Source organism: Corallococcus sp. AB049A (assembly GCF_003668885.1).
Classification (GTDB): Bacteria; Myxococcota; Myxococcia; order Myxococcales; family Myxococcaceae; genus Corallococcus; species Corallococcus interemptor.
The window spans coordinates 1-12,532 of the sequence record NZ_RAWL01000256.1 but is presented as its reverse complement, the minus strand read 5'-3'; the positions used below and the strand labels follow the sequence as shown (position 1 = coordinate 12,532).

Below are 12,532 nucleotides of genomic sequence, written 5' to 3'. Positions count from 1 at the left end.
GGCGTACACGGGGGAGAATCCGCGCCAGGTGGCGGGCCTGTTCCTGGTGGATCCGATGACGGACCATCGCCACTACCCCGAGGAGCAGGTGAACGCGTACCTCGCCTCGCTGGACGCGCCGGACGTGGCGCAGGCGGTGCGGCAGGACTGGGCGCAGATGGCGGGGCCGCGCGCGGACGTGCGCGAGCGGCTGCTGGCGGACCTGGACGCGACGCCGCTGTCCGCGGTGACGGCCGTGCAGCGCTCCAGCCTGCGCTTCGACCTGGCGGCGGCGCTCGCGCGCTACCCGGGGCCGAAGTTCTCCCTCGTCGCTCCGGACAACGACACGCCGAGCAGCGTCCACCGGCTGGGCGAAGGCGTGGCGCACCAGGTGGTGGAGGGCGCTGGCCATTGGATCCAGCTGGACCATCCGGACGCGGTGAACGCCGCGCTGGACGCGTTCCTCACGAAGTCAGCACCAGCTTGACCAGCTCCGGGGGGCTGCCCAACCGCATGGGTGGCCCCCAGAAGCCGCAGCCCCGGCTGACGTAGATGTGGGAATCGGCGTGCCGGTAGTGGCCGGCGGAGTGCTCCCAGCTCAGCCCGATGAGCGCCGTCATGGGGAAGAGCTGGCCGCCGTGGGTGTGCCCGGAGATTTGAAGGTCCACGCCCTGCTCCGCGGCCACCTTGAAGTTGGCGGGCTGGTGCGCGAGCAGCACCGCCGCGCGTTCGGGGTCACGGCCCGTGAGCGCCAGCTCCAGGTCATAGCCCTTCTGCCCCAGGCGCCGGCCGCCGTGCCAGTCATCCACGCCCACCAGGTCGAACGCGCCGCCCGCGTCGCCAATGCGCACGTGCCGGTTGCGAAGGGACGGGATGTCCAGCGAGCCCAGGTGGGCCACCCACGCCTCCGCGCCGGACGAATAGTCATGGTTGCCGGTGACGAAGAAGCTGCCATGGCGAGCATGGAGGTTGCCGAGCGCCGCGACGAAGCCGCCCAGCCGGGGCACGGTGCCGTCCACGAGGTCGCCGGTGATGGCGACCAGGTCCGGCTTGAGCGCATTGGCCCGGCGCACCAGTTCGTCCATGAAGCGCCGCTGGATGAAGGGGCCCACGTGCAGGTCGGTGAGCTGCACGATGGTGAAGCCATCCAGTGAGCGGGGCAGCTTCGGAATGCGAATCACCACTTCGGTGACCTCTGGAGCGGTGAACGCGCGCCAGCTCCCATAGCCCGCCAGGCCGCCACCCAGGGCGAGCGCCCCACCGGCGGTGGCCTGGGACAGGAAGCGGCGGCGCTCGACATCCACGGCGGGGGCAGGCCGGAGCCGGCGTCCCAACGCGAGCACGGCCCGGCCCACGTCGATCCCCGCGAGCGCGAGCACCAGGCACAGCGCCACGCCCATCCACGAATAGGACACCAGCTCCACGACGTCGCCAGGGGCCTCCGGGAGCGTGCGCTGCAGATACCGCCGGGCAATCAGCACCAGCGTCATGAAGCCCAGCACGAGCGCGGCGACGAGCCGGATCCCACGGCGGGACGTGAGGTTCCACACCAGCCGCCGGAACAGGTACAGGTGCCCGAGCACGGCACCCAGCGCGATGAGGAGCGAGAACGGAGACAGCGGCATGCGCACAAGCCTCCCGCGCATCGAGCCCCCGTGCACCAGAATCCGTGCTCGTCCGGCCGCCTTCCGTGAACCAGCAACAGGAACCGAACGGCTCCGTCAGCTTGCCCTGCGGCCCCAGATGAACGCGAGGTCCAATTCCACCGCGTCGAAGGGCGCCGCGCGCACGGGAGCATCCCCGACATGCGTGAGCAGCACTTCGTACCGGCCGTCCCGCAGGCCGAACACCTCCAACGTGCTCGTGCGCGGATCCATCAACCAGACATGCCGTACACCCTCGCGCGCGTACACCGGCATCTTCGCTTCTCGATCCAGCTTCCGGGTAGACGGCGACAGCACCTCGCAGACCCAGTCCGGCGCGAGAGACGTCGCAGCTGTTTCTGGAACATCAGGCATCCGTTCCAACAGCCATCCCGCGACATCCGGAACCAGGACGTCCTCTCCCAAGTGCAGCTCCGGCTCCTCCATGAGGAACCATCCGCCGGGACCACCCCGTCCCCGCTCGAAGGGCCCCAGGAGTTCGCCCCCCAAACGGTGGGTCACCGTGCCATGCCGCATTGTCGGCCGAGGGCTCGCATACAGCTCCCCCGCGACGATCTCCCCCACGACATGGTCGGGAAGCGCCTCCAGGTCCGCATAGGTCGCGGGTTTCTTTCCCATCGCGTCTCCCCAATCCTCGCCGCCCACCACTCTATCCATGACGGCACGAGCTAGCACGCCCGTCCGACATGACAGGGCACACGTCCTGCGCCCTACCCTAGGCATCTCAAATGAATTCCCTGCCGCGCCCCCACGCGGCGGTTAGAAGGCCCGCGATCTCCTCTACCTTCACGAAAGGCCCCCTCATGGCCACGCCGCTCCAGGGACGTGAAATCCGCCTGAAGTCCCGCCCGCACGGTGAACCCACTCCGGACAACTTCGAGACCGTCACCGTCTCCGTCCCGGAACCCGCCGAGGGCCAGGTCCTCGTGCGCAACCACTTCATGTCCGTGGATCCGTACATGCGCGGCCGCATGAACGACGCGAAGTCCTACGTCCCGCCCTTCAAGCTGGGCGAAGTCCTCGACGGAGGCAGCGTGGGCCAGGTCCTCCGCTCGCGCTCGCCTGACTTCAAGGAAGGCGACTTCGTCGTCGGCGGCACCGGCGGCTGGCGCGACTACGCCGTCGCCCCCGCGAAGCACTACCAGAAGGCCGACCCCTCCGTGGGCCCCCTCTCCGCGTACCTCGGCGTGCTCGGCATGCCGGGCATGACCGCGTACGTGGGCCTGCTCGACCTCGGCAAGCCCAAGGCCGGTGACACCGTCTTCGTGTCCGCCGCCGCGGGCGCCGTGGGCGGCGTCGTGGGCCAGATTGCCCGCATCCAGGGCTGCCGCGTCGTGGGCAGCGCCGGCTCGGAGGCGAAGGTGAAGCACCTGCGCGACGACCTGAAGTTCGACGCCGCCCTCGACTACAAAACCACCCCCATCGCCGAGTCCCTGGCCAAGGCCTGCCCCGAAGGCATCGACGTCTACTTCGACAACGTCGGCGGCGACCACCTGGAGGCCGCCATCGGCCTGATGAAGAACCACGGCCGCATCGTCCTGTGCGGCGCCATCTCCGTGTACAACGCCACCGCCCCCACGCCCGGCCCGCGCAACCTGTTCCTCGCCGTGGGCAAGCGCCTCACCCTCCAGGGCTTCATCGTCGGCGACCACGCCGCCCGCCGCGCGGACTTCCTGCGCGACATGGGCCAGTGGCTGCGCGAGGGCAAGGTCCAGGACGTCGCCACCGTCGTGGACGGCCTGGACAAGGCCCCCGACGCCTTCATCGGCCTGCTGCGCGGGGACAACACCGGCAAGATGCTGGTGCGCCTGGCGAAGGACGCCTGACGCTCGCTGGCCAACGTCGCGAACGAACGCCACCGGACACAGCCGCCGTCTTGCGTCCTGCACCACCCACACCCGGGACACAAGACGTGCGGCCTCCGCCGCGTCCGGCACCCTGCACGCCCCCCTTGAAGGAGGCAGCGCGGTGACCTCACAGAAGCATCCGGACGCGGTTCAGGTCGACGAGAACAGCAAGGACCAGCAGCTCGCGAGGAACCGCTCGGAGCCCACGGGCAACTTCCTCACCACGGACCAGGGCATCCGCGTCGAGCACACCGACGACTCGCTCAAGATTGGCGCTCGCGGCCCCACGCTGCTGGAGGACTTCCACCTCCGCGAGAAGCTGACCCGCTTCGACCACGAGCGGATCCCCGAGCGCGTCGTGCACGCGCGCGGCTCGGCCGCCCACGGCTACTTCCAGCCCTACGAATCCCAGGCGAAGTACACCCGCGCGAAGTTCCTCCAGGACCCGTCCAAGAAGACGCCCGTGTTCGTGCGCTTCTCCACCGTCGCGGGCTCGCGTGGCTCCGCGGACACCGTGCGCGACGTGCGCGGCTTCGCGGTGAAGTTCTACACGGAGGAAGGCAACTTCGACCTGGTGGGCAACAACATCCCCGTCTTCTTCATCCAGGACGGCATCAAGTTCCCCGACGTCGTCCACGCCGCCAAGCCGGAGCCCCACCACGAGATTCCCCAGGCGCAGACGGCGCATGACTCGTTCTGGGACTTCGTGTCGCTCGTCCCGGAAACCATGCACATGATCATGTGGATCATGTCCGACCGCGCCATCCCGCGCAGCTTCCGGATGATGCAGGGCTTCGGCGTCCACACCTTCCGCTTCGTGGATGAGAAGAACACCTCGCGCTTCGTGAAGTTCCACTGGAAGCCGCTGCTCGGCACGCACTCGCTCGTCTGGGACGAAGCGCAGAAGCTCGCGGGCAAGGACCCGGACTTCCACCGCCGCGACCTCTTCGAGGCCATCGAGCAGGGGGACTTCCCCGAGTACGAGCTGGGCGTTCAAATCCTCGAGGAGAAGGACGCGCAGGCGCTGGGCGTGGACCTGCTGGACGCGACCAAGCTCATCCCGGAGGAGATCGCCCCGGTGCAGCCGGTGGGCAAGATGACGCTCAACCGCAACCCGACCAACTTCTTCGCGGAGACGGAGCAGGTCGCCTTCTGCGTGTCCAACATCGTGCCGGGCATCGACTTCACGGATGATCCGCTGATGCAGGCGCGGCTCTTCTCGTACCTGGACACGCAGCTGACGCGCCTGGGCGGGCCGAACTTCGCGGAGATCCCCATCAACCGCCCGGTGGCGCCGGTGCACAACCACCAGCAGGACGGCTTCCACCGCCAGACGAGCAACGTGGGCCGCGCCAACTACTTCCCCAACTCGCTGGGCGGCGGCTGCCCGTTCCTCGCGTCCCAGAAGCAGGGCGGCTTCGTGCACCACCCGGAGCCCGTGAGCGGACAGAAGATCCGCGAGCGCGCCGCCTCCTTCAACGACCACTACAGCCAGGCCGCGCTCTTCTTCCGCAGCCTGTCCGGGCCGGAGCAGGAGCACCTCATCGACGCGTGCCGCTTCGAGCTGGGCAAGGTGGAGACGAAGGCCATCCAGGAGCGCGTGCTGGAGCACTTCGCGAAGATTGACGCCCTGCTGGTGTCCGCCGTGGCGGAAGGGCTGGGCCTGCCCGCGCCCAAGGCCACGCCCGTGACGCCCAAGGGCCCGCCCGCGTCCAAGGCGCTGAGCATGGAGGCGATGAAGATGACCACGCCGCCGTCCATCAAGACGCGGAAGATTGGCGTGCTCGTCGCGGACGGCGTGGACGCGGATGAGCTGATGGCGGTGCGCAAGGAGCTGGAGGCGCAGGGCGCGAAGGTGAAGATCATCGCCAAGCGCCTGGGCACGGTGAAGGCCGCCAACGGCAAGGACGTGCCGGTGGACAAGAGCGCCATGACCACCGCCTCCGTGGAGTACGACGGCGTCTTCATCCCCGGCGGCGCCGCGAGCGTGGCCACGCTGAAGAAGGACGGCGAGTCGCGCCACTTCGTGCAGGAGGCCTACCTGCACTGCAAGACGGTGGGCGCGTCCAAGGACGCGGAGGACCTGCTCAAGGCCTGTGAAATCGACCCGGCCGCGCCCGGCGTCGTCGCGGGCTCCAAGGCGGGCGCGGGCACCGCGCTGGCCACCGCGTTCTCCGCGGCGCTCGCGCGGCACCGTCACTGGGACCGCAAGGACAACACCCGCGTCCCGGCCTGAGGCTTCACCGGAAGGTGAACGTCACCGCGTCCGCCGCGACGCGGTGACGTGCCGCCATCCGGGAGGACAGCCCTCGCGCAGCACCCGCGCCGCCGCCAGCGCGCAGGCGTAGCTGCTGGTGAGGGGGCGCTCGTGGAAGGCGCCGTCCGCGTACAGCCGCACCGTGGCCGCGGCCTCGACGTGGTCCACGATGTCGCCCTTCCTCAGCGCGTGGGCCATGGCCGCGTCCGCCACCGTCACCACCGTCGGCAGCCCGGACGGCAGCCCGGACACGGGGCCCGCCGCGCAGAGCACCAGGCTGCCCTGCTCCACCGCGCGCTCCAGGAGCGCGGTGAGGGGCGCCTCGAAGGCGCGGCCCACGGTGCCCAGGCTCAGGTTGATGACGTCCGGCCGCACGTCCTGCGTCAGCCACTCCAGCGCTTCCAGCAGGCACAGCGAGTCCCCGCGCATCCGCCCGTCCAGCACGCGCGCGACGTACCACTCCACGTCGACACCGGGACGGCGGCCCTGCTCCGCCAGGATGCTCAGCACCGCGGTGCCGTGGCCGTGCGCGTCCTCCAGGTCGTCCAACGCACAGGCGCCGTCGCGCCAGGCCGCCAGCTCCTCACGCGAATAGACGCGGGACTCCAGGCGCCGCGCCTCCCGGTCCACCGTGAAGCTCGCGGCTCCGGAAAGCGACAGCCCCTCCCCGCGAAGGAAGCCCACCGACACACCACTGTCCACGATGGCGACCTTCATGGGGGCAGGGCCTCGGGACCTTCCCTAGCAGGAGCCGCTGGAGTCCTCGCCCACGGGGTACTTGAGCTGCGGGTAGTAGGTGCCCACCCACTGCGTGCCATTCCAGGTGTAGTGCTGCCCGTTGAGGTACGACGTCGCGCAGGCGTGGGCCATCAGGTCCTCGGACCCGCTCACTTCCTCCAGCAGCTTCGACACGTCCTTGCTCGTGAATTTCACGGGAGCACTCCTGGCTTGGGATTGGGGGGAAAAGCAGGCAGGAGCCTAGGGGGGCGGGAAACCCGCCGCAATGCTGTGGGGCGTCCCCCGGATGAGGAACGCGGCGCCGGACCCGCGAGGGAGTTAGGTTCCGCCGGTCCACCGCCGCAAGAGGTGTCGCGCGATGAAGCTCTGGGCCCGCTGGTTCCGCATTCCCTTCTGGCAGCGCGTGCTGGGCGCCTTCGTGCTGGGCGCGCTCGCCGGGTGGGCGCTGGGAGACCGCGCCGGGGTGTGGCTCCAGCCGCTGGGCACGCTCTACGTCCAGCTCATCCGGATGATCGCCACGCCGCTGGTGTTCTTCGCCGTCATCCACGCGGTGTCCGCGCTGCGCGGGCAGAAGAGCATGGCCGCGCTGGGGGGCCGCACCTTCCTCTGGTTCGCCGTCACCGCCGCGCTCGCCGTGGGCGTGGGCCTGGGCACCGCCGCCCTCACGAAGCCGGGCGTGGGCGTGGGCACGCTCCAGGCGGCCACGGACTACAAGCCCCGCCAGGTGCCCGGCCCGGTGCAGGTGCTCCTGGACGTGGTGCCCACCAACCCGTTCGCCGCGCTGTCCGAAGGCAAGATGCTCCAGGTCATCTTCTTCGCGGGCCTCTTGGGCTTCGCGCTGGTGAAGCTGGGGGAGCGCACGGAGCGGCTGCGCAAGCTCGTGGGCGAGGCCAGCGAGGCCATGATTCAAGTCACCCGCTTCGTGCTGGAGCTGACGCCGCTGGGCACCTTCGGTCTCATCGCCGCGCTGGTGGGCACCTACGGCTTCGAGCGCCTGCTGCCCCTGGGCACCTTCGTCCTCACGCTGTACCTCGCGTGCGCGGTGCACGTCGTCTTCGTGTACGGGGGCCTGTTGGCCGCGCACGGCCTCAACCCGCTGCGCTTCTTCCGGGGCGCCGCGCCGGGCATGCAGGTGGCGTTCGTCAGCTCCTCCAGCTTCGCGTCCATGCCGGTGGCCCTGCGCAGCGTCACCCACAACCTGGGCGTCAACCGCGACTACGCGGCGTTCGCGGTGCCGCTGGGCGCCACCATCAAGATGGACGGCTGCGGCGCCATCTACCCGGCCATGACGTCGCTCTTCATCGCCCAGTATTTCGGCCTGACGCTGTCCGCGCCGCAGCTCTTCATCATCCTGCTGGCGTCCGTGCTGGGCAGCTTCGGCACCGCGGGCGTGCCCGGCACGGCGGTGGTGATGACCACCGTCGTCCTCAGCGCCGCGGGGCTGCCCCTGGAGGGGCTGGGCTACCTGCTCGCCATCGACCGGGTGCTGGACATGATGCGCACCCTCACCAACGTCACCGGGCAGATGCTGGTGCCCGTGCTGGTGGCGCGCGAGGAGGGCCTGTTGGACCTGGCCGTCTACAACCGCGCGTCCAGCAACGTGGGGCTGGAGGAGGAACCCCCGCCCCCGTCGCCGGCCGCCTGAGCGCTACTTGCAGGTCTTGGCGGGCATGGAGTCGATCCAGTCCGCGATGAGCTGCGAGCCCTCCGCGTGGTGAATCGTGCGGCCAATCTGCGGCATCATCTTGCCGGACTCCTCCGTGTGCATCCGGTACCAGAGGATGGACTCCGCGTGGTTGCCGGGGACGATGTCGAACTCGCCGCCCACGCCCGCGCCCGCGGAGCCGGGGCGCTTGCACTCGCCCAGGCTGAACACGCTGGCGTTGTCGAAGTTGAGGAACAGCTGGCTGGTGATGCCCGCCGTGCCCTTCGGGTTGTGGCAATGCGCGCAGTTGATGTCCAGGTACGTGCGCGCCCGCGTGTCCAGGCTCGCCGCCTGGGTGTCGAACGCGTCCGGCGCCTTGGGCAGCTGCGCCGGAGCGGGCAGCCCGTCCAGCTTGCCCAGCGACGCCAGGTACTCCAGCTGATCACGCTCCACGCCGCCGTAGGTGTTCGTGCGGTGCAGGTAGCGCGCCTTCACGCCAATGGGGTGCATCACCTGCGCGCCCACGTCGTCCACCAGGTGGTGGCACTGCTGGCACTGGTTCTTGGAGGGCACCGCGTACTTGAACGACCGGGTCTCCCCCTTCAGGTCGATGAACGTCACGTCGCGCGTCCGGCCGCCGGTGGCCAGCGTGGCCTCCGTCTGCTCCGTGTTCCAGACGTACGGCCACGCCTCCCAGCCGGAGGGCTGGCGCACCAGGACGCGCGTCTCGATCACCCGCACGTCCTGGTCCGGGTTCCGCATGTCCGCCGGGAAGGCGAACGTCTTCGTGATGAGCGTCCCCACCGGCAGGTCCAGCGCGGCCACGGGCTCGTAGTGCGCTGTCTTTCCGGGGGGGATGAAGAGGGTGCGTGACTTGACCGCGTAGTCGGAGAACAGCGGCGTGGTCAGGGTGTAGGGCACGTTGCCCTCCACCGGAACCAGGCCGCCGTCCGCCGGGCTCCCGGTGAACAGCCCGAAGCCCGACAGCGCGTTGGGGATGGCCAGCGGAGGGCCCGCGTCCACGGGCCCGGCGTCCGGAACGCCCGCGTCGGCCGTTCCAGCATCCGTGCCCGCGTCCGGATCACCCGCGTCGGGAACCCCCGCGTCCCCCGTTCCGGCATCCGACACGGGAGTCCCCGAGTCGGGTGTGCGCCCGGGATTCTCCGGGTCGGAGGAACCGCAGGCCGCCAGCGACAGCGCCAGCAGCACCACGGGAAGACGGGGGTTCACGAACGGCGTCCACATGGGTGTCACGCTCCCTGACCGCTGTTACGGCTGGATGTTGTCGCCAATCGTCAGCGCGGGGGTGAAGCCCGCGCAGTTGAACTCCGCCTTGTCGGCCGGGTAGTGCCGCGTGAGGGCCCACCCGCCCGCGAAGTTGCCCTTGGCCACGAGCGCACCCGCCGCCACCAGGTCCAGGTCCGCGATGACGTTGCCGGTGCCCGAGGGCAGCGTGTTCTCGACGAAGCAGATGTTGATGGGGTTCACCTGCGTGCGGTCATGGCCGAACGGATCCACGCCGTCCCACACCAGGTGCTCCACGCCCAGCGAGCCCTTCGTCTCGCCGTAGGCGTAGAGCGCCGCCAGGGCCGCGCCCAGAGGACGCAGCTGCGGGCTCAGGTTGCCGTTGTCCACGTTGTCGCCGCTGCCACCCTGGAAGATGTTGCCGTGGACGTAGACGTCCGCGCTCGCGAAGTTGAGGCCACCCGCCGCCCACTGCGCGGGGTCCTTCTCGATGGTGAGGCCGCTCAGCACCGCCACGTCCACCGTGTTGTTGTTGCCCCAGGTGTTGCCCGTCAGTTCCACGCGGCGCGACGCCAGCATGAACGTGCCCGTGCCCGCCGGCACCTGCGACACCGTGCTGCTGCTGGCCGCGACGGAGGCGAAGTTGTTCCGGTTGTTGCCGGTGATGATGTTGTTCTTCACCCGGATGTCGGAGCCCCGGATGGGGTTGCCCGGCAGGTCGAACACCACCAGGCCCGTGGTGTTGTCCTGGGCCGTGTTGCCCAGCACGTAGGCGTACTGGGTGTTCTCGATCTCGATGCCCGCCACGTTCTGCTTCGCCACGCTGTTGCGCACGACGGCGTACTGCGTCTGGCCCACGTAGATGCCCGCGTCCGCGGCGTTGTACGCCTCGCAGTCCTCGATGAGGACGTACTTGGACTTCACCGGGTACAGGCCGTACTTGCCGTTCTTCTCATTGTCGGCCTGCTCCCACTCGGTGCGCACGCGGCGCATCACCACGTCCGTGGAGGACTCCACGCGGATGGCGTCCTTCTTCGCGTTCCACACCGCCAGGTCGCTCACCGTGAAGCGGTTGCCCACCACGTCCAGGCCGTTGGAGTTCGCCGCGGCGCCGGTGAACACCAGCACCGTGCTCTGCGCGCCGCCCGTGCCCTCGCCCTTCGCGCCCTTGCCCGCGCCCACCAGCGTGATGCCGTTCTGGCGGATGGTGATGGCGTTGTCGAAGGTGTACGTGCCCGGCGCCAGGGTGATGGTGGTGCACTCCACCAGCGTGTTCACCTGGTCCTGGAGCGCCTCCTCCTGGCCCGGCGCGAAGTTCAACGTCGTCTGGGTCTTGCCCTCGCAGGAGAAGTCGCCCGCGCTGCCGCCGTCCCAGGGAATGCCCGTGTCCACGGTGGGGCCCGCGTCGGTGCCGGCGTCCGTCTCCGTGCCCGCGTCCGTCCCCGCGTCCACCTTCGGGCCGCCCGGGTCCGGCTTGTTGTCTTCGTCATCCGAGCAGGCGGTCAACGAGAGGGCCCCCACCAGGGCCAGAAGGGTCGCGCACGTAGCGCGTGTCCACTGCAAACGGGGCATGTCGTTCCTCCGCGAAGCCGCTCCGCATGGGCCACGGGGAAGCGCCCGCGACCCGCGAAGCAGCGGGAAGGCGGCATGCTCGGAGCAAAGACACACGGACGACAAGTACAAGTTTCACGTTTGTATTTTGACGCAGCGCCCCTTTGGCCACGCAGGAAAAAGCACGCGCAGGCGGTAAGCCTATCGTTCGCAATGTGTTCGGAAGGCGAATGACGCACGGCCCCATGAATGGCGCCCGGGCAGGCATGGACGCCGTGCGCCGTGCTCGCCGGAGCCGACCCGCGCGGTCATCTTGAGAAGGAGGCCGTGGCGTCCGTTTCCCTCTCCCGCGGCCCGAGGAAGGAGACTCCCATGCGCACGGGCCCCCTGGTGACCCTGGTGGTGGCGCTCGCGTCCGGTCCGGTCACGGTCCTGGCGCAGCAGGACGAAGCGATGGATGCCCCCCAGGGCAATGACTCGCAGAACCTGGATGACCGGCAATCACTGACAAGCGAATCCGGCGACAGCACCTTCTGGAACAATTACTGGTATCAGCCACCCGCGGAGAGCGGCTTCCAGCAGCCGCTCGCCGGTTCGTATCAACTGGAGCAGCCGCTCAACGGGACGTACCAGCTGCAGCAGCCGCTCGTCGGTTCGTACCAGCTCCAGCAGCCGCTCATCGGGACGTACCAGCTGCGGCAGCCACTCAACGGTTCGTACCAACTGCAGCAGCCGCTCAACGGGACGTACCAGCTTCAGCAGCCGCTCATCGGCACGCAGCAGCAGCGCATGCCGATGCCCGGGGCACCTACCGGCCGGCGTTGAAGGTGTCGCACGCCTCCAGCGTCCCCTGCTCCAGGCCGCGCTTGAACCAGGTCATGCGCTGCGCGGCGGAGCCGTGGGTGAAGGACTCGGGGACGACGTGGCCCCGGGCGCGCTTCTGGAGGGTGTCGTCGCCCACGGCGCTGGCGGCGCCCAGGCCCTCCTCCACGTCGCCCTGCTCCAGGATGTTGCGCGCCTTCTGCGCGTGGTGGGCCCAGATGCCGGCGAAGCAGTCCGCCTGGAGCTCCGTCATCACGGACAGCTGGTTGGCCTGCTCCTCGCTCACGCGGTTTCGCAGCGACTGCACCTTGCGGGAGACGCCCATCAGGTTCTGCACGTGGTGCCCCACCTCGTGCGCGATGACGTACGCGCGGCCGAAGTCACCGGGCGCGCCGAAGCGGCTCTCCAGTTCGTCGAAGAAGCTCAGGTCCAGGTACACCTTCTGGTCGCCCGGGCAGTAGAACGGCCCCACCGCGCTCTCCTGCGCGCCGCACGCGGACTGCACCGCGCCGGAGAAGAGCACCATGTGCGGCTGCACGTAGCGGATGCCCTGGGGCTCCAGCAGACCGGGCCAGGTGTCCTCGGTGTCCGCGAGCACCACGGAGGCGAAGTCCTTCAGCTGCTCCTCCTGGGGGTCCACGTTCCCGGAGCCGCCCGTGCCCGGCTGCGAATACGGAGAGCCGCGCGTGCCAATCCGCACGTCGGACGGGTCACCGCCCAGCAGCATCACCAGCAGGGCCACCACCAGTGACGCGGCGCCACCGCCCACCGCCAGCGGCCGGCC

General features: G+C 69.6%; 12 protein-coding genes. 5 read left to right on the top strand and 7 right to left on the bottom strand.

Going from position 1 to position 12,532, the window contains the following annotated elements; all coding sequences use genetic code 11:
• A partial coding sequence (locus tag D7X55_RS24980) for an alpha/beta fold hydrolase (protein WP_199747134.1) occupies window positions 1–466 on the top strand: 466 nt, incomplete at its 5' end.
• Here D7X55_RS24980 and D7X55_RS24975 read toward each other — a convergent pair.
• Window positions 444–1,604 (bottom strand): metallophosphoesterase, encoded by a 1,161-nt coding sequence (locus tag D7X55_RS24975; RefSeq protein ID WP_121724397.1) that lies wholly within the window; start codon window positions 1,602–1,604, stop codon window positions 444–446. The two genes, D7X55_RS24980 and D7X55_RS24975, sit on opposite strands and share 23 nt — an antisense overlap.
• Window positions 1,605–1,700: 96 nt before the next feature.
• Window positions 1,701–2,261, bottom strand: coding sequence for a Uma2 family endonuclease (locus tag D7X55_RS24970; protein WP_120550425.1), 561 nt, complete (start codon window positions 2,259–2,261; stop codon window positions 1,701–1,703).
• Between the two features lie 185 nt (window positions 2,262–2,446).
• Here D7X55_RS24970 and D7X55_RS24965 point away from each other — a divergent pair, with 185 nt between their 5' ends.
• Together D7X55_RS24965 and D7X55_RS24960 are read left to right on the top strand one after the other, a co-directional pair.
• Window positions 2,447–3,469 carry an NADP-dependent oxidoreductase gene (locus D7X55_RS24965; protein WP_120550398.1) on the top strand — a complete coding sequence of 341 codons (1,023 nt, stop codon included), beginning with the start codon at window positions 2,447–2,449 and terminating at the stop codon, window positions 3,467–3,469.
• Window positions 3,470–3,611: 142 nt separating this feature from the next.
• A complete protein-coding gene (locus tag D7X55_RS24960; protein WP_121724396.1) occupies window positions 3,612–5,726 on the top strand; it encodes a catalase in 2,115 nt (704 codons plus the stop codon).
• Window positions 5,727–5,747: 21 nt separating this feature from the next.
• Here D7X55_RS24960 and D7X55_RS24955 read toward each other — a convergent pair whose 3' ends face one another.
• Window positions 5,748–6,464: a S8/S53 family peptidase gene (locus tag D7X55_RS24955; protein ID WP_121724395.1), complete on the bottom strand. Its 717-nt coding sequence runs from the start codon at window positions 6,462–6,464 to the stop codon at window positions 5,748–5,750.
• A 24-nt stretch (window positions 6,465–6,488) separates the two neighbouring features.
• Entirely contained in the window at window positions 6,489–6,680 is a 192-nt protein-coding gene (locus D7X55_RS24950) for a hypothetical protein (protein ID WP_120550401.1), read from the bottom strand.
• 163 nt (window positions 6,681–6,843) lie between these two features.
• Between D7X55_RS24950 and D7X55_RS24945 the strand changes: the two genes are divergently transcribed.
• Window positions 6,844–8,130 carry a dicarboxylate/amino acid:cation symporter gene (locus tag D7X55_RS24945; protein WP_120550402.1) on the top strand — a complete coding sequence of 429 codons (1,287 nt, stop codon included), beginning with the start codon at window positions 6,844–6,846 and terminating at the stop codon, window positions 8,128–8,130.
• A 3-nt stretch (window positions 8,131–8,133) separates the two neighbouring features.
• On the opposite strand, the gene D7X55_RS24940 is transcribed toward D7X55_RS24945, so the two are convergent.
• Complete coding sequence (locus D7X55_RS24940) at window positions 8,134–9,360, bottom strand: SO2930 family diheme c-type cytochrome (protein ID WP_233610044.1); 1,227 nt, start codon at window positions 9,358–9,360, stop codon at window positions 8,134–8,136.
• Between the two features lie 39 nt (window positions 9,361–9,399).
• Window positions 9,400–10,947, bottom strand: a complete 1,548-nt coding sequence (locus tag D7X55_RS24935; protein ID WP_120550404.1) for a parallel beta-helix domain-containing protein — start codon at window positions 10,945–10,947, stop codon at window positions 9,400–9,402.
• A 351-nt stretch (window positions 10,948–11,298) separates the two neighbouring features.
• On the opposite strand from D7X55_RS24935, the gene D7X55_RS24930 reads away from it, so the two are divergent.
• Window positions 11,299–11,751, top strand: a complete 453-nt coding sequence (locus D7X55_RS24930) for a hypothetical protein (RefSeq protein WP_121771138.1) — start codon at window positions 11,299–11,301, stop codon at window positions 11,749–11,751.
• Here the strand turns inward: D7X55_RS24930 and D7X55_RS24925 are convergent.
• Window positions 11,735–12,532, bottom strand: a 798-nt coding sequence (locus D7X55_RS24925; protein WP_121724392.1) for a neutral zinc metallopeptidase, incomplete at its 5' end; no start/stop codon positions are given. The genes D7X55_RS24930 and D7X55_RS24925 overlap by 17 nt on opposite strands.